The organism is Streptomyces sp. NPDC007808, from assembly GCF_042868655.1.
Taxonomy (GTDB): Bacteria; Actinomycetota; Actinomycetes; order Streptomycetales; family Streptomycetaceae; genus Streptomyces.
The window spans coordinates 505,658-528,178 of sequence record NZ_JBIAEQ010000001.1 but is presented as its reverse complement, the minus strand read 5'-3'; the positions used below and the strand labels follow the sequence as shown (position 1 = coordinate 528,178).

Sequence of the window (22,521 nt, the reverse complement as noted above, 5' to 3'; positions counted from 1 at the left end):
AATTCGTGAGGGGCCCGGGCGCAGGTGATGCCGCCCTGTCTTCGACGGGCTCGTCGGTGGACGGCTCGGACAGGGGTTGTCACGGGACCGGGAAGGGGGGTGACCGGACGATGCGGTCGATCAGCGGACTCTGGCGCTGGCGGCGCAATCCGCTGCGGCGTACGACCGATCTGGTCGAGGCCTGGGTCGCCCTCGCGGCCCTGTCACTGATCCTGGTCGTCGCGCCCTGGGCGGGTTTCCTGGTCGGCGGCCTGGCCCAGGACGCCCTGCAGAAGTCCGTCCGCGAACAGCGCGCGTCCCGGCACCTGGTGACCGCGACCGTGCTCCGCAAGCTGGACGCCCCCCGGCTGGACACCGACCCGGAGTCCGCCACGGGTCGCAGCGCGCGCAGCCGCGTCATGGCCGGCTGGACCGCGCCGGACGGCACCGTGCACCGGGCACCGCTCACGGCGCACCTCGAAGCCCCCCGCCCCGGCGACCGCTTCACGATATGGACGGACCGCAAGGGCCTCCCCGTGCCCCGTCCCCTGGACTCCGCCACGGCGTCGACGCACGCCGTGCTCGCCGGATTCGGCGCGGCCCTGATAGCCGCCGGCCTCGTGGAGGGCGGCAGACGGCTGGTTCTGTGGCGCATGGTCCTTCGCCGGTACGTCCGTTGGGACCAGGCCTGGGACAAGGCGGGCCCCGACTGGGGCCGGACCGGTACCGGCAGCTGACGGCCTTCCCGCTCTGGTCAACCCACCGTCCGCGCGCACGCTACGGTGGACCGGCCGAACTCTTCGGCAGCACAACCCGCGTACTACGAGGTGGGGGCACATCAACGCCATGGCACAGGGCACGGTCCAGGTGACGCACACCGGCACATCGCGGTGGCGGCGCCGCACGGGTGAGTACGCTTCGCTCGCCGCCGCCCTGGAGGCCGCGGCCGACGGCGACGTCCTCACCGTCGCCCCCGGCACGTACCGGGAGAACCTCGTCGTCCAGCGGGCGGTGACCCTGCGCGGCCCCGAGGGTTCCCCGGGCTCGGTGCGTATCGCGCCCGTGGACGGCGTGCCGCTGACGGTGCGTGCCTCCGCGGTGGTCCAGGACCTGCATGTGGAGGGCCAGGACGCGGCGGCGCCCGCGTTGCTGGTCGAGGAAGGGGCCCCGGAGCTGGCGGACGTCCGGGTCGTCACACGGTCCGCGGCCGGGATCGAGGTGCGCGGTGGTGCCCGGCCGACCGTGCGCCGCTGCACGGTCGACAATCCCGCCGGCATCGGTATCGCCGTACTCGACGGCGGCGGCGGGGTGTTCGAGGAGTGCGAGGTGGTCGCGGCCGGCCAGGCGGGCATCGCCGTGCGCGGCGGCGCCCACCCTCGTCTGGAGCGCTGCAGGATCCACCACGCCTCGGGCTCCGGCCTGACGGCGACCGGCGAGAACTCCGCCCTGGAAGCGGTCGGTTGCGAGATCTACGAGGTCCGTGGTTCCGGTGTGCAGATCACCGGCCGGGCGACGGCCCATCTCACCGACTGCGATGTGCACCGCACGACCGCCGACGGAGTCACGCTGGACACGGACGCCGTACTGACCCTGGCCGACTGCCGGATCCACGACATTCCGGAGAACGCCGTCGATCTGCGGTCCCGCTCCGTGCTCACCCTGACCCGCACGACGGTGCGTCAGTTCGGGCGCAACGGCCTTTCGGTGTGGGACCCGGGCACCCGCGTGGACGCCAACCAGTGCGAGATCTTCGACAGCACGGGCGACTACCCGGCGGTGTGGGTCAGCGACGGTGCCACGGCGGTTCTGGACTCCTGCCGGGTGCACGACGTGCCGGACGCCCTGTTCGTCCTGGACCGCGGCTCGCGCGCGGACGTCGTCGACAGCGATCTGACGCAGGTGCGCAACACGGCCGTGTCGGTGAGCGACGGCGCCACCGCGCAGCTCGACGACTGCCGGATCCGGGACGCGGCGACGGGCGCCTGGTTCCGGGACCACGGCAGTGGCGGCACCCTCAACAACTGCACCCTGGACGGCATGCAGACCGGCGTCATCGTCACCAAGGGCGCCGACCCCACCATCGAGCGCTGCACGGTGGACTCCCCCGCGGAGGCCGGGTTCTACGTCTCGGCGGGTGGGCGCGGCACCTTCCTGAACTGCCGGGTGCGGGGCAGCGCCGGTTACGGCTTCCACGTGATCGACGGCTGCCGTACGACACTGCGCAAGTGCCGTACGGAGCGGTGCGCGCGCGGCGGGTACGAGTTCGCGGAGGGCGGCCCGGACGCGGCCTCCGGGGCGGGCCCGGAGGTGGAGGACTGCACCAGTGACGAGAGCGCCGGCCTGAGGCAGCCACCGGCGACGCCCGAACCCGCCGTGCAGACCGTGGGCCAGTCCCCCGGCCTGCTGGGCGCGATCCCCGGCCAGCGCAGCACCGAGCAGGAGCCTCTTCTCGCCGCCGAGCCGGAGAAGCCGGCGCGGACCTCCAAGGCCGTCCTCGGCGAACTGGACGCGCTGGTGGGCCTGGAGAGCGTCAAGCGCGAGGTGCGCGCCCTCACCGACATGATCGAAGTGGGCCGGCGCCGTCGGCAGGCGGGTCTCAAGGCGGCGTCGGTCAAGCGGCACCTGGTCTTCACCGGCTCCCCCGGCACCGGCAAGACGACGGTCGCCCGCCTCTACGGCGAGATCCTCGCCTCTCTCGGTGTCCTGGAGAAGGGCCACCTGGTCGAGGTCTCGCGGGTCGACCTGGTCGGTGAGCACATCGGCTCGACGGCGATCCGCACGCAGGAGGCGTTCGACAAGGCGCGCGGCGGTGTGCTGTTCATCGACGAGGCGTACGCGCTGTCGCCGGAGGACTCGGGCCGGGACTTCGGCAAGGAGGCCATCGACACGCTGGTGAAGCTGATGGAGGACCACCGGGACGCGGTGGTGGTGATCGTCGCGGGCTATACGGCCGAGATGGAGCGGTTCCTGTCGGTCAACCCCGGGGTGGCGTCCCGATTCTCACGGACCATCACCTTCTCCGACTACGGCCCGGACGAACTGCTGCGGATCGTGGAACAGCAGGCCGAGGAGCACGAGTACCGGCTCGGCCCGGGCCTCGCCGAGGCCCTGCTGAAGTACTTCACGGCCATCCCCAAGGGCCCGGCGTTCGGCAACGGCCGCACGGCACGCCAGACCTTCGAGGCCATGGTGGAGCGACACGCGAGCCGGGTCGCCCAGCTCGACGAACCGAGCACGGACGAGCTGACCCTGCTCTACGCGGAGGACCTGCCGGAACTGCCCTGAGGCCGCCGCTCGGGCCGGGCAGGGCGAGCGGCGCCGCCGTCGCGTGCCCTCCTGAACCATGGAGGTCAGCAGTCGGTCTCCGGCCGTTGCCCGGGCACCTCCGGTCGCAGCCGCGCCAGCAGTCGCTCCCGCTCCTCGGCGAACGCCGGGTCCGCCTGGTAGTCGGAGTGGCCGCGGATGGGAGCGGGCAGCGGGTGCTCGGCGGTACGGCCGTACGCCAGCGGGTCCTTCAGGGCGTCGCGGTCCACGGCGGGGCCGCAGGCGCCGGCCAGGCGGACCGGGCCGCCGATGGGATCGGTGGGCCGGTGGAGGTTGCGCCAGCAGTCGACCTCGCTGTGCAGGGAGGCGAGCGCGGCCGGGCCGAAGTGGGCGGGGAACCAGCGGCCGTAGAGGCGCTCCAGCGGGGATCCGTAGGTCAGCAGCGCGACCCGCTTGCGGTCCGAGGGCCGCAGCTGCCAGGCGGCGGCCGCGGCTAGCACACTGCCTTGGGAGTGTCCGGAGATGACGAGGCGACGCCCCGGCTCGGCTCGTGTCCAGGTCGCCATCCGCCAGGTCAGATCGGGTACCGCCCGCTCGGCGTAGCAGGGCGGTGCGAAGGGGTGTGCGGCGCGCGGCCAGAAGGTGCCGACGTCCCACAGGATGCCGATGGTGCGGCGCGCGGAGGCGTCCTTGTAGGCGCGCCTGCCCCAGGTGACGAAGAGTATGAAGCCGACGCCGATCAGCCAGGAGCCGAGCGCCTGGGACGTCTCGGCGGCTCCGTGGACGAAGGCGTACGTGCCGTCGGCGGCCGCGCTCGGTGTCTTGTCACTGGTCAGCGCGCCGACCAGGGCTCCGGCACCCAGGAGCAGGGTCGCGGTGGACGTGACGGCGACGACGAGCGGGGCGCGGTCGGTGAGGGTGGCCATCGCGCGTGTGCTCGCGATCCGGCGGGTGCGGGCCCTGTCCTGGGGCTCCCCGGCGTAGTCGCGCTCGACCGTGCCGAGTTCGGCGCGGCGCAGCCGCCAGGCCCGCCACGCCAGCACGCCGAAGAGCAGCAGCAGCAGGACGAGCAGCGGTGGGATGACGGAGGCCTGCCAGGTCAGCAGGACCGGCGGGCCGTCGATGGACCTGCCCGTGCCGTCCAGCCAGTCGGAGACCCGCTGGGACACGCCGCCGGACATCACGCCTCCCAGGGCGCAGGCCAGCATCGCCACGGCCGGTCCGGCCAGGCCCCGCATCGCGGCGCGCGGGTCGGGGTCGGTGCGGTGCAGGACGCGGGCGACGACGGCCAGGACGATCACGAGCAGGCCCTGGAGGAAGGCGAGGGCACCGAAGGTCGCGTCGCCCGGGAGGCGGCCCTCGGACCGCCAGCCCGGCCGCTCCCAGCCTGCGTACACCAGGGTGAGCGTCAGCAGGGCGAGGGCGGCGAGCGGCAGACGCCGTACGAGACGCTCGTCGAGTTCGCGGTCGAGGCGGTTCTCGCTGCGGCCCCGGCGGCAGACCACCCAGATCACGGCGACGGCCCCGACGACGATCGCCGCCTCCAGGAGCCGGCCCAGCACGTCGAGCAGGACGGGGCCGCCCGGCCGGCGGTCGAAGCGGGCCGCGGCCGAGCCGACCGCTGCGACGACGGTCAGCAGGCCGGCGGTGGTGTGCGCGGCGCGCAGTCGGGCGACCAGGCGACGGCCGTACCAGAAGCCGGGGCGGCCCAAGGTGGTACGGCCGGGCTTCTCGGCGGGCTCGGGCTCGTGGGTCATGGGCTGCTGGGACTCGTAGGCGCTCCAGGTCCGGCGGGAGAGGTACCACAGCAGGCCGGTCAGCGCGGCGGGGACCAGGGCGGCCAGGGCGAGCCGGCGGCCGGGGTGGCTCCACCAGCCGCCGTCGGAGACCACGGGCGACAGGAAGCCCAGCCAGCTGTGCCGCTCGGCGCACGCGCGCGTGCCCGCGCACTGCCAGGCCGTGAGGTCGAGGGCGACCTCGCAGGCGGCCGCGACCAGCAGCACCGTGAGCGTCAGCCCGGCGAGCCGCACGAGCAGGCCGTACAGCCGCACCGTCCGCTCGCGCCCCCGGGTGGTGGGGCGCATCCAGTGGGCGAGGTTGACCACCATGAACGGCAGTAACAGCAGCCACAGGGCACGTGCGCTGTTTCCCGAGGTCAGGTTGCACCAGACATACGCCTCGGGCACCGGTCTGCCCTGGTACTCCTGCGATCTGTCCTCCGCGTCGACGTCGTCGGCGCGCCGGAACACCGCGGCCGTGTCGTCGCCGGTGATCCGCACGGTGCGCGGATCGTCGAGCATGTCCTGCGGCGTGGTGCCGCCGACCCCGTGAACCAGCAGTTCCAGGGCGATCCGGGCTTCGTCGGGCCGCGGACCCGGGCCGTGGGGCCCGTTCGACGCGACGCGCTTTTGCGCATGTTCCATGGTTCGCACTTCCCCCGTGACGAGCCGTCGGCTTCTGTCTGTGCGGGCACAAGGATCTCCGCTGATGAGGCTTCCTACACCTCTCGTCACGGAATCTCCCCGATCCGTGACACGAACAAGGGAACGGACCCTGGCGAAGTGACATGAGCGCGTCGTGACGGCCAGTGGCGCGACCCGTACCGACCCGTGCGAGTATGGGACCTCCCGCGCCCCGGGGAGGGCGAGAATGTCCTTGTCGGAGGGGTTGCGCGGGTGTGTCGGACGACTGAGGCGAAAGGACCGGAGCGTACGTGAGCGAGAATCAGAACCTCCTCGCGGAGCAGCGGCGCGCCCTGATCCTGGACGAGGTACGGCGCCGAGGCGGGGTCCGCGTCAACGAGCTGACCCGCAAGCTCGGCGTGTCGGACATGACGGTGCGCCGTGACCTCGACGCGCTGGCCCGGCAGGGAGTGCTGGAGAAGGTGCACGGCGGCGCGGTCCCGGTGGTCGAGGCGAGCACCCACGAGCCCGGGTTCGAAGCCAAGTCCGGTCTGGAGCTGACGGCCAAGGAGGACATCGCGCGGGCCGCGGCCGAGTTGGTCGCGCCCGGATCCGCGATCGCGCTGTCGGGCGGTACGACGACGTTCGCGCTGGCGCATCAACTGGTCGACGTTCCCGACCTCACCGTCGTCACCAATTCGGTGCGGGTGGCCGACGTCTTCCACGCGGCGCAGCGCACGTCGGGGCCTCGCCAGGGCGCGGCCACGGTCGTGCTGACCGGTGGGGTGCGCACCCCGTCCGACTCACTGGTGGGCCCGGTGGCCGACCAGGCGATCGGAACGCTCCACTTCGACGTGCTGTTCCTCGGCGTGCACGGGATATCGGTCGAGGCCGGCCTGTCCACGCCGAACCTCGCGGAGGCCGAGACCAACCGGCGTCTGGTGCAGTCGGCGCGGCGGGTCGTCGTGGTCGCGGACCACACCAAGTGGGGTGTGGTGGGGTTGAGTTCGTTCGCGACGCTGGACCAGGTCGACACCCTGGTGACGGACTCCGGTCTGGCGACCGAGGCGCGCTCGGAGATCTCGGAGCATCTGCGGCGGCTGGTGGTGGCGGGCGAGCCCGACGAGGACGTAGACGTCTGAGGGTGCAGACATCTGACGAGGTGCCAGTTATGGTGGCGCTGCCCGGAGCGGCGTCGGCATAGGGGGTTTCGTCCATGGCTCACCTGCTGCGCGAGGTGGGGCTCGACTTCATCGAGCGCGCGCCCGTACGGCACGTCTTCGCGCGGGAGATGTCCGCCGCGCCGGAGGCCGTGTTCCACGCGCTCGCCGAGGACGTGCCCGGCTGGGCACAGTGGTTCTCGGCGGTCACCCTGGCCCGGCCGCTCGACGGCGGGGCCCGGCGCGAGGTCCGGCTGCGGGGCGGTGCCCGCTTCGAGGAGACGGTCCTCGTGGCGAAGAGCCCCGAGGTGTACGCCTACCGAGTCGACGTCACCAACGCGCCCGGAGCGCGGGCGGTCGTCGAGGAGTGGCGGCTCGCCCCTGCGGGGACCGGCACCCGGCTGCAGTGGACGTTCGCGGTGGACGGGACGGCTCCGTTCCGGTTCGCCTTCGGGCTCGCGCGGGCCGGCCTGGACCGGGTGTTCCGGGACACGGTCACGACGCTGGACCGACGGCTGGCGGTAGCGGCCTCCTAGGCCATCCCGGTTCGCGGGTCACTCGGGCCACACACCCGTGTCCAGCAGTTGCTCGATGGCCGCCGAGTACGGGGCGATGTCCAGTCCCTGCTCGGCCAGCCAGGTGTCCGAGTAGTACTTGTCCAGGTACCGGTCCCCCGGGTCGCACAGCAGCGTCACCACGCTCCCCCGCCGTCCCTCGGCCACCATCTCGGCGACGATCTTCAGCGCGCTCCACAGCCCGGTGCCCGTGGAGCCGCCCGCCTTGCGTCCAATGGCCTGCTCCAGGGCCCGTACGGCGGCGACGCTCGCCGCGTCCGGCACCTTCATCATCCGGTCGACGGCACCGGGGACGAAGCTCGGCTCCATACGCGGCCGGCCGATGCCCTCGATCCGCGAGCCGCAGTCGCACGTGACGTCCGGATCGCCGGTGGTCCAGCCCTCGAAGAAACAGGAATTCTCCGGGTCGGCGACGCAGATACGGGTGTCGTGCTGCATGTAGTGGACGTACCGGGCGATGGTCGCGGAGGTGCCGCCGGTGCCGGCCGTGGCGACGATCCACGCGGGCTCCGGGAACCGCTCCAGTCGGAGCTGGCGGAAGATGGATTCGGCGATGTTGTTGTTGCCGCGCCAGTCCGTGGCCCGCTCGGCGTAGGTGAACTGGTCCATGTAGTGGCCGCCGGTCTCCACCGCGAGGCGTGCGGACTCCTCGTACATCATCCGCGAGTCGTCCACGAAGTGGCACCGGCCGCCGTGGAACTCGATCAGACGACACTTCTCGGCGCTCGTCGTGCGCGGCATGACCGCGATGAAGGGCACGCCGATCAGCTTCGCGAAGTACGCCTCGGAGACGGCCGTCGAGCCGCTGGACGCCTCGATCACCGGGCGGCCCGGCCGGATCCAGCCGTTGCAGAGACCGTAGAGGAAGAGCGAGCGGGCCAGCCGGTGCTTGAGGCTGCCGGTCGGATGGGTCGACTCGTCCTTCAGATAGAGGTCGATGCCCCAGCGCTCCGGCAGCGGGAAGCGCAGCAGGTGGGTGTCGGCCGAACGGTTGGCGTCGGCCTGGACCTTTCGGACGGCCTCTTTGAGCCAGACGCGATAGGCGCCGTCGCTTCGGTCGACGTCGAGGGTCACGCCGGAGGGGGTCTGCTGGACGGTGCTCACGGCGGTACTCCTCAGGCTCGGCGGCAACGGCGACTCGCGGGGCCGTCGCTTCGAGCATAGACATCTTCCGCACGCTTCTCACCTGCATAAACAGGCCTTTGAGAGCCTCAAAGTCACCCCTGGGTCGCCTCCTTCACCCCACTCCTGGGGGCGCATTCACGCGAGTGCTCCGAGCGACCCCGCTCGGGGAGACCACATGGACTGGTGCTGGGCGCGGGACCGGGGCAGACTGCACCGGACGGGACGACGATCCCGAACGGGGGCACACTGGATCACGACTGGAGCCGGCCGCATCCGCGAGGACACGCCGGCACACCGACGCACACGAGGGGGCGGGGCATGGCGGAGGCGGAGTTCACGGCCACGGGCGTGCGCATCGGGAAGCGGCTGCGCTCGCTGACCCGGGCCGGGCAGGTGCGGATCAGCGACGGTCGGCTGCAGCTGCTCACCAGCTACGGCAGCGAGATCGACAGCGCACCCGTGCAGGCGGTACGGGCCTCCAAGCCCTGGTTCGCCCCGGACGACCGGGCGCTGGCGGACATCAACGGCAAGCGCTACTCCCTGACCCTGGGCGATCACGACCCCGCCCCGGGAGAGCCGGGACCGCCCGCGGCACGCCGGTTCATCGAGGCCGTACGCAAGGCTGCGGGGCGTAAGGGCTGAGTCACTGCGAGTTGCGGTATTGCAGCTCCTGCGTCACTCTGGTCTCACGTCACTCTGGGTTTACCGGCGATAACGCTGCGAACCAGCCCGCCGGCCACGACAGCAGGCGGCCGTTTCCTGAAGCACCCTGCTGGATCCGTACTCCGTGTTCTTCCGGACCTCTTCAGTCGGGGAGTCGCAGCCGTGATCAGCTACCCAAGCAGGCACTGCACGGTGGAGCTCCAAGCCCTGCCGTCGCGGATCGGTCAGGTCCGCAGAATCGTATCGGCGCAGTTGCGCTACTGGCACCTGGATCCGTTGATAGACCGCGCCGCGCTCGGTGTGACCGAGTTGCTGACCAACGTCCACCTGCACGCCCAGCCCGACAAGACGTGCACCGTCGAGATCGAGCTGCTGCTCGACCGGCTCACCGTCTCGGTGCGCGACAACGACCCGCGGCTGCCGGCCGTGGCGGACAGCGACACGCTCGCCACGTGCGGGCGCGGGCTGGCGATGGTGGCCGCCGTCAGCGAGAGCTGGGGCGTGCGGCCGGACGGCGACTGCGGCAAGGTCGTGTGGTTCACGCTGCCCGCGCCCCCCGCCTCACGGGGCTCGGGTGCGCGCACACCGCGGCGGACGGCTGTCGCGGTCGAGGAGCCCGTACGGCGGTTCGCCGAGGTCGGAGCGCGGGTGGACCTGCGCAGGCCGGAACGTGCTCCCGCCCGGTCGGTCGTTGCGGGCTGACCGGGCGGTGACCCCTCGCGGCGCTCCGCCGGGGACGGCCACTCGGCGGCGATGGCCCGCAGTGCGTCCAGGTGTGCCGCCCGGCTCGCCCGTCGCGGGCCCGCGAGAGCCCGGCGGTGCGGCCGACAGGGGCCGGCAGCACGGCCGGCGTGGGCTCTGCCCGAGGTGAGCGTGTCGAGACCGGCCGCGCGGTGCGTCACGGCGGACTCGCCGGAGCCCGAGGGCCCCGTGGTCGTGGTGAAGCGGCCGGCCGGGAAGCCGACGCTCGCCTCGTCCAGGGCCCGCACGCCGGTGCCGCCGCTCCCGTACGCCGTCACGGCGTGGACCGGGCCGGGCGGCGGTCCGGGTCGCGGTCGTCACGCGGCGCCGCCCTTGCCGGTACGGCCGAACTGCTCGTCCAGGACGGACAGCCGGCGCCAGTACTCGTCCTCGTCGATCTCACCGGAGGCGAAGCGGCGGCCCAGAACGGTGAGGGGCGAGTTGTCGTCGGGGGTGGCGCGCCAGGGGTTGCCGTGTCCGCGCCCGCGCCACGCCATGCGGCGCAGCAGCGCGATGCCACCGATCACGACGGCCGCCCAGGCCAGCGGGAAGAACAGGATCCACGGGCCGGGCCCGCCGTCGGCGAAGTGAGCCAGGGTCTGCATGTCGGGTCATCTCCCGAGTCGGTCCGGACGGGGTCGTCCGGTGATGCCTCGAGACTCGCTCGGCCGTGGGGTCCGGGTCGTCGTACAGCCAGCTGCAGTGCGCGTACCTCGCGGGGAGTACGCGGGGTCGACCGCGCTGCTCCGAGGCGATCGGCTTCTGCCTCGCTCACCCCTCGACTTCTGTAACTACTAGTATGTACAGTGAGGGCATGAGCACCTCGGACACCTCGGAACGACTGATCGAGTCGACCCGTGAACTGCTGTGGGAGCGCGGCTACGTGGGCACCAGCCCCAAGGCGATCCTGGAGCGCGCGGACGCCGGGCAGGGCAGCATGTACCACCACTTCAAGGGGAAGCCGGACCTCGCCCTGGCGGCGATCCGGCGGACCGCCGAGGAGATGCGGGCCACCGCCGCCGGAGTACTCGACGGTCCGGGAACACCGTACGAGCGCATCGAGGCGTATCTGCGGCGGGAGCGCGACGTGCTGCGCGGGTGTCCGGTCGGGCGGCTCACGATGGACCCCGAGGTGATGGCGAGCGACACGTTGCGCGCGCCGGTCGACGAGACGCTCGACTGGCTGCGTGAACGGCTCGCCGGGATCGTCGAGGAGGGCAGGGAACAGGGCCTGTTCGCCTCGGGGCTGGACAGCGAGGAGGTCGCGGCGACCATCGTCGCGACGGTCCAGGGCGGCTACGTCCTCGCCCGCGCGTCGGGGTCGCCCGCGGCCTTCGACACCGGTGTACGGGGACTGCTCGCCCTTCTCTCGTCGCGATAGGAAGGCGGTCCGATGCTCGCGATGCGGTACGGACTCACCCTGCCCGCCGACTACGACATGGAGATCATCCGCCGACGCGTCGCCACCAGGGGGCACCTGCTCGACGCGTGGGAGGGCCTGGGCCTCAAGGCGTATCTGGTGCGGGAGCGGGGCGTGCACGGATCCCCGGTCAACGAGTACGCGCCGTTCTATCTGTGGCACACCGTCGCCGGCATGAACCGCTTCCTCTGGGAAGGCCCGTTCCAGGGCATCGTCGACGACTTCGGACGGCCGTCGGTGCGGCAGTGGTCCGGGCTGGCCTGCGCGGCCGGTGTCGCCGCCCACTCCCCCGCGCGCGGGGCGGTGCTCCGGCTGCGTCGGGTGCCTGACGGGGGGCTGCTCGCCGACTTCATGGCGGAGACGACCCGGGAGACCGAGCGTCTGGCCGCCGAGGACGGCGCGGTGCTCGCCGCGTCCGCCGTGGACGCCGGCCGTTGGGAGGTGATCCACTTCTCCCTCTGGGACAGCCACCTGCCCAAGGCCGACGGTGACACCTACGAGGTGCTGCACCTGTCCGCGCCGGGGCGGGACCGGCTGCCGGGCTGACGAGGGAGGACGAGGAAACATGGCACTGGAGATGCGCGATCGCTGTGAGCGCTGCGAGACGGCGGCGCTGCCGCTCGACGCGGCTGCCCGGATCTGCTCGTACGAGTGCACCTTCTGCGTGCCGTGCAGCGACGCGATGCGGGACATCTGTCCCAACTGCGGTGGCGAGTTGGTCGCGAGGCCCCGCCGTTCATGACGTTCTGAACAGGAGACCCACAGACATGCCCTTCGTCCGCATCGACGCGCTGGGCACGAACCCCGAGCGCCTCGACGCTCTCGGCCGTGCCGTGCACGACGCCCTGGTGGAGGCCGTCGGGATTCCGTCCGACGACCGGTTCCAGGTGCTGGTCGGACACGACGGCACCCACAGCACCCTGCGTTACGACCCCGCCTACCTCGGCATCCGGCGGGACGACGGCCTGGTGTACGTCACGATCACCATGCGCTCCGGGCGCAGTCCGGAGCAGAAGCAGGCGCTGTACCGGCGGATCGCCGAACTCGCCCACGCCTACGCGGACACGGAGCCGCGCAACGTGTTCGTCAACGTGCTGGAGAACGAGCCCCTCGACTGGTCGTTCGGCGAGGGAGTGGCGCAGTACGCCCACTCCCCCGCCCCTGCCGACGCCCCGGCTCCCCGCGGGACGGCGTCGCCTTCGCGGGAGGGCTAGGACCTGCTGTCGTCCAGCCTCTCGATGTGTGCCACGTTCCCCCGGTCCTCGGCGTCGGCGCTCGCCTCGGCCGCGAACCAGGCGTCGAGGATCTCCTTGAGCAGGGGCTCGGAGGTGAGACGCAGGCTGAGCGCGAGCACGTTGGCGTCGTTCCAGCGGCGGGCGCCGTCCGCGGTGTAGGCGTCCGCGCAGAGGGCGGCCCGTACGCCCGGCACCTTGTTCGCGGCGATCGACGCGCCCGTGCCGGTCCAGCAGCACACCACCGCCTGGTCCGCCGTCCCGGCGGCGACCTCGCGGGCGGCGGCCTCCGAGCAGGGGGCCCACTGGGCGTTGTCCCCGGGGCTCAGCGCGCCGTGCGTGACCACCTCGTGGCCGCGCTCGCGCAGTTCGGCGACGAGGAGACGGGCCACGGGTTCGTCCATGTCCGAGGAGACGGAGATCCGCATGGGTCGAGCCTACCCGCCGGGCATGCGTCCGCCCGGGCCGCGGCCGAGCATGGAGGTGAGCGGCTGGACGGCCGAGGAGGGACCATGGCGACCCTGCACATCGAGCACCCGATCAAGGACTTCGCCACCTGGAAGTCGGCCTTCGACCGCTTCGCCCCCCAGCGCGCCGAGGCAGACGTACGGCACCACCGCGTCCTGCGGCCGGTCGACGACCCCGCCTATGTCGTCGTGGACCTGGACTTCGACGCGGTGGCCGACGCCGAGCGGTTCCTGGGGTTCCTCAGGACGACGGTGTGGTCGTCGTCGGAGAACGCCCCGGCGCTGGCCGGTGCGCCGCACACGCGGATCCTGGAGACCGCCGAGGAGGCGTGAGGCCGCAGGTCCGTGCCGCTGGGCCGAGGTAGGTCGTGTCCGCAAAGTCCCGTCGTCCGCCCGGAGGGAGGGCGGGCCCTGCGGCGTCCGGTGCGTGCGGCGAGAGTGCGTGCCAGGCGTCCCGGGACTGCACACCCAGGGGGCAGGCCCTATGTCAGGGCGCCGAGCGGGTCGTCCAGCACCGGCTGCCAGGCCAACTCGGCGGCGCCGACCAGGCTGTTGTGATCGAGGGTGCAGGCGAGGATCGGGACGCCGCCGCTCTGGCCCCACAGGCTGCGGTCGGCGACGACCGCGCGCAGCCGCTCGGGGTCGGCGTCGAGGAGGGTGCGGTGCAGGCCGCCGAGGATGATGCGGTCCGGGTTGAGGATGTTGACCAGGCCGGCCAGGCCCAGGCCGAGGCGGTCGATGAGGGTCTCGGTCGCCGTGCGGACCGTCGGGTCGTCGTACCGGGTGCGGATCAGGTCGTTGGCCTGCTGGAGCAGGGACACCTCGGGGCCGGGCTCACGGCCGGCCGCGGTGAGGAGCGCCAGCGGGTCGGTTTCGACGTCCAGGCAGCCGAGGCTCCCGCAGTGACAGGGTCTGCCCTCGGGGTTCACGGTGAGGTGGCCGACCTCCAGGGCCAGACCCGAACTGCCGGTGTGCAGACGGCCGTCCAGCACGAGCGCACCACCCACACCCCGGTGCCCGGTGGCCACGCACAGCAGGTCACGGGCGCCGCGACCCGCGCCGTGCCGGTGCTCGGCGAGCGCGGCGAGGTTGACGTCGTTGGCGGTGAAGGCGGGGCCGGTGATCCCGGCCGCGCGCACGCACTCGGCGAAGATACGGCGGACGGGAGCGCCCACGGGCCACGCCACGTGCAGCGGGTTCAGCGCGAGGCCGTCCGGTTCGGCGACCGCGGACGGTACGGCGAGGCCGGCGCCGACGCAGCGCCGCCCGGTCGCGCGCAGCAGGTCGGCGCCCGCTTCCACGACCGACCCGAGGACCTTGGCGGGATCGGCGTCCACGGTCTCGCAGCCCGGCGCGGTGGCGACGATACGGCCGCCCAGCCCGACCAGGGCCGCCCGGAAGCCGTCGGCGTGCACCTGTGCGGCGAGGACGACCGGGCCGTCCTCGGCGACCGCCAGCCGGTGGGAAGGCCGCCCCTGGGAACCCGCGGCGGCGCCGGGTCGGGCGTCGACCCTGATCAGGCCGAGCGCCTCCAGTTCGGCGGCGACCGCGCCGGCCGTGGCCCGGGTCACCCCGAGTTCGGCGGTGAGGACCGCGCGCGTGGGAGCGCGCCCGGTGTGCACGAGCTCCAACGCGGGCCCGAGCGCACCCCGCCCCCGGTCCAACCGCGTCCTTGGGGTGGTCCCTTCCCCCGCCGCCCGGGGGTCCGCCTTGCCGCTCATGAGGGCGAGTCTCCCATGATCCGCAGGCGCGAAGGCCCAGGGTCCGTCGTTCCGATCATGCCGGCGCCGCGGGGTCCGGAACGCGCGTCCGCGGCGCACCGGACGCCGTTCGAGTGACCTGCGGGGCGCGGTTTCCCTCAGCCCTGCCTGATACGAACGACGGACCCTGGGTCGTGTCCCGGGGCAGACGGGACTTCGCGGACACGACCTAGCGTCCGCTCACCCTGAGCGTGATGTTCAACCGCCCGGTCAGTCCCAACTGCGCGGGTGCGGTGCCCGGATGTACCTTCGGCACGCCGTGATGGGCGAGTCGCGCCGGGCCGCCGAAGACGAACAGATCGCCGCTGCGCAGTTCGACGTCCGTGTAAGGCCGGGCCCGGGTCTCGGTGTTGCCGAAGCGGAAGACGCAGGTGTCGCCGAGGCTCAGGGAGACCACGGGGGCGTCCGAGTCCTCGTCGCTGTCGCGGTGCATGCCCATACGGGCGTCGGCGTCGTAGAAGTTGACCAGTGCGATGTCGTACGCCGCCACCGGTTCGCCCGGCGGGCCCGCTCCCAGCGCGTCCCGCACCGCCCGGCGGCCCAGCTCGCCCAGCCAGTCGGGGAACGGTTTCACCGGGGTGCCGTCGCCGTCGACGACCGTGCGCGCGTAGCCGTACGGGTACCAGTGCCAGCCCAGGCAGACCTGTCGGGCGCTCATGGTGCCGCCGCCGGGTGTGCGGACCGTGCGCAGGCCGGCTGGTGGGCGCGCCCACGCGCGGCACGCCGCCAGCAGCTCGCGCTGACGCTCGGCGTCCAGCCAGTCGGGCACGTGCACCGCGCCGGGCGCGACCTCCGTACGACCCCGTGGAAAGAGCTCGGCGTCCATGCCTCCCATCCTCCCTCACCGGCCGTGAGCCGCGGGTGGACCGGTGGCGGTCCGGGAGCGGGTTGGGGTCGCATAGCCTTGACGCACGATGAACGACCGTATGCACACGCCCTGGGGCGAGCTGGCGCTGACCCGTTTTCCCCAGGACCCACGCGACCGGCTGCGTGCCTGGGACGCCTCCGACGAGTACCTCCTGCGGCATCTGGCGCAGCAGGAGGTCCCGCTGTCCGGCACGGTCGTGGTGGTCGGTGACCGCTGGGGTGCCCTGGTGACGGCGCTGGCGGCGCACCGGCCGACGCAGATCACGGACTCCTACCTCACCCAGGAGGCGACCCGGGCCAATCTCGTCCGGCACGGTGTGGAGCCCGGCACGGTCCGGCTGCTCACCACACGGGACGAGCCGCCCAGCCGCGTCGACGTCCTCCTGGTGCGGGTGCCGAAGAGCCTGGCTCTGCTGGAGGACCTGTTGCTGCGGCTGGCGCCGGCGGTGCACGAGGGCACGGTGGTCGTCGGCACGGGCATGGTGAAGGAGATCCACACCTCGACGCTGCGGCTGTTCGAGCGGATCATCGGCCCGACCCGCACCTCGCTCGCGGAGAAGAAGGCCCGGCTGATCTTCTGCACGCCCGAGCCGTCTCTCGACCGGCCCGGCAACCCGTGGCCCTACACCTACACGCTTCCCGACGGGATCGGCGCGGTCTCGGGGCGCACGGTCGTCAATCACGCGGGCGTCTTCTGTGCCGACCGGCTCGACATCGGTACGCGCTTCTTCCTGAGCCACCTGCCGGACGGCAAGGGCGGCGGACGGGTCGTGGACCTGGGGTGCGGCAACGGTGTCGTCGGGACGGCGATGGCGCTGGCGAATCCCGAGGCAGAGGTGCTGTTCGTGGACGAGTCGTTCCAGGCCGTGGCGTCGGCGGAGGCGACGTACCGGGCGAACGGGCTGACCGGGCGCGCCGAGTTCCGCGTCGGGGACGGGCTGGCGGGCGTCCCCGACGGAAGCGCGGACCTCGTGCTGAACAACCCGCCGTTCCACTCCCACCAGGCGACGACCGACGCGACCGCTTGGCGGATGTTCACCGGGGCCCGGCGCGCGCTCGGGCCGGGCGGCGAACTGTGGGTCATCGGCAATCGGCATCTCGGCTACCACCTGAAGCTGCGGCGGCTGTTCGGCAACAGTCAACTGGTCGCCAGCGACCCGAAGTTCGTGGTGCTACGGGCGGTCAAGAGGTAGGCGCGCCAGTCGTGCCGTCCGCTGTGAACCGCGGGCCGTTCAGGCGGTACGACGCGCTCTGGCGGCGCCGGATCACACTCGTCGTCCGTGGCAGCAGCCCAGGTCAGGCTGCTCGCCCCGTCGACGCGGGACGGGCGATCACGCTTCGGATCGGCCCACCTGAACAGGCATGTTCGCCGCCGTGTCAGGCGGCCGCCAGGACCCGGATGAGGCGAGCCACCGCCCGGACCATCGCCTCGCGTCCCACGCTCAGGTACTTGCGTGAGTCGACGGCCTCCGGGTGGGCGGCCAGGAAGTCCCGGACGGCGGCCGTCATGGCGATGTTGAGGGCGGTGCCGACGTTGACCTTGGCGATGCCGCCCGCCACCGCCGCGGTCAGTTCGCCGTCCGGCACGCCGGAGGAGCCGTGCAGGACTAGGGGGACGTCCAGGGTGGCGGAAAGGCGCTTGACGAGTTCGTGATCGAGGGTGGCGGTCCGGGTGGTCATCGCGTGGGAACTGCCGACGGCCACGGCGAGGGCGTCGATGCCGCTGTCCGCGACAAAGGCGTGCGCCTCGGCCGGGTCGGTGCGGGCACCGGGGGCATGGGCGTCGAGGGGCGGCTCACCGTTCTTGCCGCCCATCCGCCCCAACTCGGCCTCGATCCAGAGCCCTTGGTCGTGCGCCCAGTCGACGGCGGCCTTCGTCGCGGCGAGGTTGCCGGCATACGGCAGTCGTGCCGCGTCGTACATCACGGAGCTGAACCCGGCGTCCGGGGCCTGGCGGAGCAGGTCGTCGCTCTGGATGTGGTCGAGGTGCAGCGCGACGGGTACGGCGGCCTGTTCGGCGGCGGTGACGGCGGCACGGGCGAGGGGAAGGAGCCGCCCGTAGCGGAACCTGACGGCGTTCTCGCTGACCTGGAGCACGACGGGTGAACTCTCCGACTCGGCGCCGGCGACCACCGCCTCGATGTGCTCCAGGGTGATGACGTTGAAGGCGGCGACGGCGGAGCGGGCTGCGGCGGCACGGGTGACGAGCTCGCCGGTGGTCACGAGGGGCACGGCCTGTCCTTTCTCGGCGCGTCGGCGTGTCAGGGGGCGAGGATCACCGAGCGGGTGAGGTGGCGGGGTTGGTCCGGGTCGAGGCCGCGGGCCGCGGCGACGGCGACCGCGAGCCGCTGGGCGCGGACCAGCTCGGCGAGGGGGTCGAGGCGGCCCTCGATCCACAACCCGCCGGTGGCGCGGACCTGTTCGGCGAGTCCTTCGGGTGCCTCTCCGAACATCCAGGTCGCGGTGCCGCTCGTGGTGATGCTGATGGGGCCGTGCCGGTACTCCATCGCCGGGTACGCCTCGGTCCAGGACAGCGACGCCTCCCGCATCTTCAGCCCGGCCTCGTTGGCGAGCCCGACGGTCCAGCCGCGGCCGAGGAAGGTGAACTGGGCGCAGTCCACGAGTCCTTCGGGCAGGTCGGCGGCGAGCGCGGTGCGGGCGTCGGACACGGCGGTGTCCGTGCGCAGGCCGAGGTGGGCGCGGAGCAGGGTGAGGGCGGTGGTGGCGAACCGGGTCTGCACGACGGACCGTTCGTCCGCGTAGTCGAGGACCACGACGTCGTCGGCTGCCGCCATGACGGGGGTGTCCGGGTCGGCGGTGACGGCCGTGGTGCGCGTGCGCCCCTTCAACCGGCCCAGCAGATCCAGCACCTCGGTGGTGGTGCCGGAGCGGGTGAGGGCGAGGACCCGGTCGTAGGACCGTCCGCGCGGGAACTCCGAGGCGGCGAAGGCGTCCGTCTCCCCCTGGGACGACTCCTCACGCAGCGCGGCGTAGGACTGCGCCATGAAGTACGAGGTCCCGCAGCCGACGATCGCGACCCGCTCGCCCGGCGCCGGGAGCGACGCGCCGACCCCGCGGGCCTGCGCCGCGGCGCGCGTCCAGCACTCGGGCTGGCTGTTGAGCTCGTCCTCGACATGCGTCATGACGCCACCCTTCCGGCCCACGCGGGCTGAATGATTGTTCTTGCAAGGTATAGCTAGCTTTCGAGCAGAATCAAGCAAGTCGGTTGAAAGGCGTGCGCTAAGGTCGCCGGGAGATCGAGGGATGGAGGTCGGATGTCGCGCGACGCCCGCTGGAAGGCGCTGCTGGAGTTGCTCGTCGAGCGGGGCCGGCTGGACGTCGAGGAGGCGGCCGCCGAGCTGGAGGTCTCGGCCGCCACGATCCGGCGCGACTTCGATCAGCTCGCCGAGCAGCAGATGCTGGTCCGCACGCGGGGTGGCGCGGTCGTGCACGGAGTGTCGTACGAACTGCCGCTGCGCTACAAGACGGCGCGGCGCGCCTCCGAGAAGCAGCGCATCGCCAAGGCGGTGGCCGATCTCATCGCCCCCGGCGAGGCGGTGGGACTGACCGGCGGTACGACGACCACCGAGGTGGCGCGCGCCCTGGCCGTGCGGGGCGACCTGGGGTCCGGCTCGCCCGCGCTGACCGTCGTCACGAACGCGCTCAACATCGCCAACGAGCTGGCCGTGAGGCCCCAGTTCAAGATCGTGGTGACCGGCGGGGTGGCGCGCCCGCAGTCGTACGAGCTCATCGGGCCGCTCGCGGACGGGGTGCTGTCCCAGATCACGATCGACGTGGCGGTGCTCGGTGTCGTCGCCTTCGACGTCATGCACGGCGCCGCCGCGCACGACGAGGCGGAGGCGGCGATCAACCGGCTGCTGTGCGAGCGTGCCGAGCGGGTGGTCGTGGCGGCGGACTCCAGCAAGCTGGGCCAGCGCGCGTTCGCCCGGATCTGCGCCGCCGACGCGGTGGACACGCTGGTCACGGACACGGCGGCGACGCCGGAGACGGTACGGCGCTTCGAGGAGGCGGGGCTGAGGGTCCTGGCGGTCTGAGTCGCGGGCCCGGCCGGGACGCGGGCCCGACCCGCGCGAGGACCCGACCGGAGCGGACGCGGCCGTCGGCGGCTGCCCCCTCCCGGGGACGCTCCCGGTACCCGCCCGCCCCTTTCGACCTAGGCTGGGAGCGCAGCGCATGGCGGGCCGAGGAGGCTGCGATGAGCACGATGCCGACCGAGCGGGGCGCACCGGCGGCCGCGCGCTATCTGCCGATCGCCGAGCACGGGCTGATCGGTGACCTGCGCAGTGTGGCCCTGGTCGGGACGGACGGCACGATCGACTGGTACTGCTGCCCGACCTTCGACGCGCCGAGCGTGTTCGCGGCGATCCTGGACGCGGACAAGGGCGGCTGCTTCGAGCTGGCGGCGGCGGTGCCGGCCCGGACCAAGCAGTTCTACTTCCCGGACACGAACGTCCTGATCACCCGGTTCTTCACCGAGGAGGGCGTCGGCGAGGTCCAGGACTTCATGCCCGTCGACGGGGGCTCGTTCGAGGCCGAGCGGCACCGGTTGATCCGGCGCGTGGTCTGCGTACGCGGATCGATCCCCTTCCGGACCCGGGTCGCGCCGCGCTTCGACTACGGCGCGCAGCCGCACACCGTCCGCATGGTCGGCGACGTGACGGTCTTCGAGTCCGAGAAGCTGTCGCTCGGGCTGACCGCGACGGTGCCGCTCGAAGTCGAAGGCCCGGACGTGCGGGCCGAGTTCGAGCTCGCCGGGGGCGAGACGGCGGTGTTCGCCCTGGACCAGGTCGGCGGGGACGTGACACCGCGCCGCTGCGCGCGGACCGAGGCCGAGGAGCAGTTCAACGGCACGGTGGCGTACTGGCGGCAGTGGCTGTCCGCCTCCAAGTACCGGGGCCGCTGGCGGGAGATGGTGCACCGCTCCGCCCTCACCCTGAAGCTGCTCACCTACGCCCCCACCGGCGCCATCGTGGCCGCGCCGACCACGAGCCTGCCCGAGCAGCCGGGGGGTGAGCGCAACTGGGACTACCGGTACGTCTGGGTGCGCGACGCCGCCTTCTGCGTGTACGCACTGCTGCGGCTCGGCTTCACCGGCGAGGCCGGGGCCTTCATGGACTTCGTGACCCGGCACATCACCCCGGGCGACAGCAAGCCGTCGGGCCCCTTGCAGATCATGTACGGCATCGACGGCCGCAGCGATCTGCCCGAGCGCGAGCTGAGCCACCTGGAGGGCCATCGCGGCTCCGCTCCGGTGCGGGTCGGCAACGCCGCCGCCGACCAGCTCCAGCTCGACATCTACGGCGCGCTGATCGACTCGGTCTACCTCTACGACAAGTGGGCCCGGCCCGTCTCCGCCGACCAGTGGGACGACGTGTGCGCGCTGGTGGACTGGGTGTGCGAGAACTGGGACCGGCCCGACGAGGGCATCTGGGAGACCCGCGGCGGGCGCAGGAACTTCCTGTACTCGCGTCTGATGTGCTGGGTGGCGATCGAGCGGGCCGTCCGTATGGCCAACCGGCGGGGTCTGCCCGCCGATCTGGAGCGCTGGCGGACCTGCCGGGACACCATCTACCGGCGCATCATGCGGCGCGGCTGGTCCGAGAAGCGCCGGGCCTTCGTCCAGCGCGAGGACAGCGACGTGCTGGACGCGGCCGTGCTGATGATGCCGCTGACCAAGTTCATCGCGCCGACCGACCCCAGATGGCTGTCCACCCTCGACGCACTCACCCAGGACCTGGTGTCGGACTCGCTGGTCTACCGCTACGACCCGCAGGAGAGCCCCGACGGGCTGCGCGGCGACGAGGGTACGTTCTCGATCTGCTCGTTCTGGTACGTCGAGGCCATGGTCCACGCCGGCCGGATCGACGAGGCCCGGCTCGCCTTCGAGAAGATGCTGACGTACGCCAACCACCTGGGCCTGTACGCCGAGGAGATCAGCCGTACCGGTGAGCAACAGGGCAACTTCCCGCAGGCGTTCACCCATCTCGCCCTGATCAGTGCCGCCTTCAACCTGGACCGCGCCCTGGGGTGAGGCGAGTTCATCGGGACGATCCCGGGACAGTGAAGTGGGACCCCGGGACAGTTAAGTTAGGGGAGGCTAACCTAATAAGGGTTCCCTCAACTCACCCGAAGGGCACCCCAGATGACGCCTGGCTCGATCTTCCCCTACGTCATGCCGACCCCCGTGATGCTGCCCGACGACACGACGGGGTGGGCCCTCGACCCGGCCCGGACGGCGCTCGTGGTCCTGAACTTACAGAGGCGCTTCGTGCGCACGCTGGAGGAGCAGGGCGGCCCCGTCCTCCAACTCCTCGCGAACAGCGGACGGTTGGTGAGCGCCGCCCGCGCCGCCAACGTCCCCGTCATCCACTCGGTGCCCGCCGGGGAGCGCGGAGCCGCCCTGTACGTGAGGCAGTCCGACGCCCCGTACGACGGGGAGGGGGAGGTCTTCGCCACACCTGTCGAACCGCACATCGGGGACACCGTGCTCACCACCCGCAAGCACAGCGCGTTCGCCCGCACCCGGCTGGATGGGCGGCTGCGCGAGCTGAACCGGGACCAGGTGGTGATAGCGGGGCTCTTCGCCCGGGTCGGCGTTCTGATGACCGCCGCGGACGCCTGGGTGCAGGACCTGGAGCCCTTCGTCGTCGCCGACGCCATCGCCGATCTCTCGGCAGGGGGCCATGAGTTCGCGCTGGAGTGGGTGGCGGACACCTGCGGGGCGGTGACGTCCACGGAAGACGTGGTGGGGGCCTTCGACATCGCGGCATCGACGCCGCGAGCGGTCCCGGACCTGTCTCTGCGCCCTGTCTTGTGATCGGCACATGAGGAACCGGCCCGGGCCG

23 protein-coding genes and 1 pseudogene are annotated in these 22,521 nt (G+C 72.4%); 15 read left to right on the top strand and 9 right to left on the bottom strand.

What is annotated here, in order from left to right:
• The first annotated feature begins 110 nt into the window (after positions 1-110).
• Both ACFYNL_RS02340 and ACFYNL_RS02335 read left to right on the top strand, forming a co-directional pair.
• Entirely contained in the window at positions 111-716 is a 606-nt protein-coding gene (locus tag ACFYNL_RS02340; RefSeq protein ID WP_388795112.1) for a hypothetical protein, read from the top strand.
• Between the two features lie 109 nt (positions 717-825).
• Positions 826-3,264 carry a right-handed parallel beta-helix repeat-containing protein gene (locus tag ACFYNL_RS02335; RefSeq protein ID WP_388795109.1) on the top strand — a complete coding sequence of 813 codons (2,439 nt, stop codon included), beginning with the start codon at positions 826-828 and terminating at the stop codon, positions 3,262-3,264.
• A 65-nt stretch (positions 3,265-3,329) separates the two neighbouring features.
• Here the strand turns inward: ACFYNL_RS02335 and ACFYNL_RS02330 are convergent, their stop codons facing one another.
• Positions 3,330-5,666: a hypothetical protein gene (locus tag ACFYNL_RS02330; protein WP_388795106.1), complete on the bottom strand. Its 2,337-nt coding sequence runs from the start codon at positions 5,664-5,666 to the stop codon at positions 3,330-3,332.
• Positions 5,667-5,956: 290 nt separating this feature from the next.
• On the opposite strand from ACFYNL_RS02330, the gene ACFYNL_RS02325 reads away from it, so the two are divergent.
• Both ACFYNL_RS02325 and ACFYNL_RS02320 read left to right on the top strand, forming a co-directional pair.
• Positions 5,957-6,787 (top strand): DeoR/GlpR family DNA-binding transcription regulator, encoded by an 831-nt coding sequence (locus ACFYNL_RS02325; protein WP_388795103.1) that lies wholly within the window; start codon positions 5,957-5,959, stop codon positions 6,785-6,787.
• 74 nt (positions 6,788-6,861) lie between these two features.
• Positions 6,862-7,341 carry an SRPBCC family protein gene (locus ACFYNL_RS02320; protein ID WP_388795100.1) on the top strand — a complete coding sequence of 160 codons (480 nt, stop codon included), beginning with the start codon at positions 6,862-6,864 and terminating at the stop codon, positions 7,339-7,341.
• An 18-nt stretch (positions 7,342-7,359) separates the two neighbouring features.
• On the opposite strand, the gene ACFYNL_RS02315 is transcribed toward ACFYNL_RS02320, so the two are convergent.
• The gene (locus tag ACFYNL_RS02315; RefSeq protein ID WP_388795097.1) at positions 7,360-8,484 is read right to left on the bottom strand and encodes a PLP-dependent cysteine synthase family protein; all 1,125 of its coding nucleotides are present in this window, start codon (positions 8,482-8,484) and stop codon (positions 7,360-7,362) included.
• Between the two features lie 339 nt (positions 8,485-8,823).
• Here ACFYNL_RS02315 and ACFYNL_RS02310 point away from each other — a divergent pair, with 339 nt between their 5' ends.
• Together ACFYNL_RS02310 and ACFYNL_RS02305 are read left to right on the top strand one after the other, a co-directional pair.
• On the top strand, positions 8,824-9,147 hold the full coding sequence (locus ACFYNL_RS02310) for a hypothetical protein (protein ID WP_388795094.1): 324 nt from the start codon (positions 8,824-8,826) through the stop codon (positions 9,145-9,147).
• A gap of 183 nt (positions 9,148-9,330) precedes the next feature.
• Positions 9,331-9,870 (top strand): ATP-binding protein, encoded by a 540-nt coding sequence (locus ACFYNL_RS02305; RefSeq protein WP_388795090.1) that lies wholly within the window; start codon positions 9,331-9,333, stop codon positions 9,868-9,870.
• A gap of 143 nt (positions 9,871-10,013) precedes the next feature.
• Here ACFYNL_RS02305 and ACFYNL_RS02300 read toward each other — a convergent pair.
• Both ACFYNL_RS02300 and ACFYNL_RS02295 read right to left on the bottom strand, forming a co-directional pair.
• A pseudogene (locus ACFYNL_RS02300) lies at positions 10,014-10,230 on the bottom strand (ABC transporter ATP-binding protein); the annotation flags it as partial.
• Positions 10,227-10,514, bottom strand: a complete 288-nt coding sequence (locus ACFYNL_RS02295) for an SHOCT domain-containing protein (RefSeq protein WP_388795087.1) — start codon at positions 10,512-10,514, stop codon at positions 10,227-10,229. The gene ACFYNL_RS02295 and the pseudogene ACFYNL_RS02300, both read right to left, overlap by 4 nt.
• A 194-nt stretch (positions 10,515-10,708) precedes the next feature.
• Here ACFYNL_RS02295 and ACFYNL_RS02290 point away from each other — a divergent pair, with 194 nt between their 5' ends.
• The 4 genes from ACFYNL_RS02290 to ACFYNL_RS02275 are packed head-to-tail and all read left to right on the top strand — an operon-like array spanning position 10,709 to position 12,543.
• The gene (locus ACFYNL_RS02290) at positions 10,709-11,290 is read left to right on the top strand and encodes a TetR/AcrR family transcriptional regulator (RefSeq protein WP_388795084.1); all 582 of its coding nucleotides are present in this window, start codon (positions 10,709-10,711) and stop codon (positions 11,288-11,290) included.
• Between the two features lie 12 nt (positions 11,291-11,302).
• Entirely contained in the window at positions 11,303-11,875 is a 573-nt protein-coding gene (locus ACFYNL_RS02285; protein ID WP_388795081.1) for a DUF4865 family protein, read from the top strand.
• Between the two features lie 19 nt (positions 11,876-11,894).
• Positions 11,895-12,071 (top strand): DUF1272 domain-containing protein, encoded by a 177-nt coding sequence (locus tag ACFYNL_RS02280; protein ID WP_388795078.1) that lies wholly within the window; start codon positions 11,895-11,897, stop codon positions 12,069-12,071.
• A gap of 25 nt (positions 12,072-12,096) precedes the next feature.
• A complete protein-coding gene (locus ACFYNL_RS02275) occupies positions 12,097-12,543 on the top strand; it encodes a tautomerase family protein (protein ID WP_388795075.1) in 447 nt (148 codons plus the stop codon).
• On the opposite strand, the gene ACFYNL_RS02270 is transcribed toward ACFYNL_RS02275, so the two are convergent.
• A complete protein-coding gene (locus ACFYNL_RS02270; protein WP_388795072.1) occupies positions 12,540-12,989 on the bottom strand; it encodes an RpiB/LacA/LacB family sugar-phosphate isomerase in 450 nt (149 codons plus the stop codon). The genes ACFYNL_RS02275 and ACFYNL_RS02270 overlap by 4 nt on opposite strands.
• Before the next feature lie 84 nt (positions 12,990-13,073).
• On the opposite strand from ACFYNL_RS02270, the gene ACFYNL_RS02265 reads away from it, so the two are divergent.
• Complete coding sequence (locus tag ACFYNL_RS02265; protein ID WP_388795069.1) at positions 13,074-13,361, top strand: hypothetical protein; 288 nt, start codon at positions 13,074-13,076, stop codon at positions 13,359-13,361.
• Between the two features lie 149 nt (positions 13,362-13,510).
• On the opposite strand, the gene ACFYNL_RS02260 is transcribed toward ACFYNL_RS02265, so the two are convergent.
• Entirely contained in the window at positions 13,511-14,749 is a 1,239-nt protein-coding gene (locus tag ACFYNL_RS02260) for an ROK family protein (RefSeq protein ID WP_388795067.1), read from the bottom strand.
• Between the two features lie 208 nt (positions 14,750-14,957).
• Positions 14,958-15,614 carry an alpha-ketoglutarate-dependent dioxygenase AlkB family protein gene (locus ACFYNL_RS02255; protein WP_388795064.1) on the bottom strand — a complete coding sequence of 219 codons (657 nt, stop codon included), beginning with the start codon at positions 15,612-15,614 and terminating at the stop codon, positions 14,958-14,960.
• 100 nt (positions 15,615-15,714) lie between these two features.
• On the opposite strand from ACFYNL_RS02255, the gene ACFYNL_RS02250 reads away from it, so the two are divergent.
• A complete protein-coding gene (locus ACFYNL_RS02250) occupies positions 15,715-16,848 on the top strand; it encodes a methyltransferase (protein ID WP_388797237.1) in 1,134 nt (377 codons plus the stop codon).
• 184 nt (positions 16,849-17,032) lie between these two features.
• On the opposite strand, the gene ACFYNL_RS02245 is transcribed toward ACFYNL_RS02250, so the two are convergent.
• Both ACFYNL_RS02245 and ACFYNL_RS02240 read right to left on the bottom strand, forming a co-directional pair.
• Positions 17,033-17,887: a ketose-bisphosphate aldolase gene (locus ACFYNL_RS02245; protein WP_388795062.1), complete on the bottom strand. Its 855-nt coding sequence runs from the start codon at positions 17,885-17,887 to the stop codon at positions 17,033-17,035.
• Positions 17,888-17,916: 29 nt separating this feature from the next.
• Positions 17,917-18,798, bottom strand: a complete 882-nt coding sequence (locus ACFYNL_RS02240; RefSeq protein ID WP_388795059.1) for an SIS domain-containing protein — start codon at positions 18,796-18,798, stop codon at positions 17,917-17,919.
• Positions 18,799-18,930: 132 nt separating this feature from the next.
• On the opposite strand from ACFYNL_RS02240, the gene ACFYNL_RS02235 reads away from it, so the two are divergent.
• The 3 genes from ACFYNL_RS02235 (at position 18,931) to ACFYNL_RS02225 (ending at position 22,493) form a co-directional block, all read left to right on the top strand.
• Positions 18,931-19,710 carry a DeoR/GlpR family DNA-binding transcription regulator gene (locus tag ACFYNL_RS02235; protein ID WP_388795056.1) on the top strand — a complete coding sequence of 260 codons (780 nt, stop codon included), beginning with the start codon at positions 18,931-18,933 and terminating at the stop codon, positions 19,708-19,710.
• A gap of 161 nt (positions 19,711-19,871) precedes the next feature.
• Positions 19,872-21,707, top strand: coding sequence for a glycoside hydrolase family 15 protein (locus tag ACFYNL_RS02230; RefSeq protein WP_388795053.1), 1,836 nt, complete (start codon positions 19,872-19,874; stop codon positions 21,705-21,707).
• A 111-nt stretch (positions 21,708-21,818) separates the two neighbouring features.
• Positions 21,819-22,493, top strand: a complete 675-nt coding sequence (locus tag ACFYNL_RS02225; protein WP_388795050.1) for an isochorismatase family protein — start codon at positions 21,819-21,821, stop codon at positions 22,491-22,493.
• The last annotated feature ends 28 nt before the right edge of the window (positions 22,494-22,521 follow it).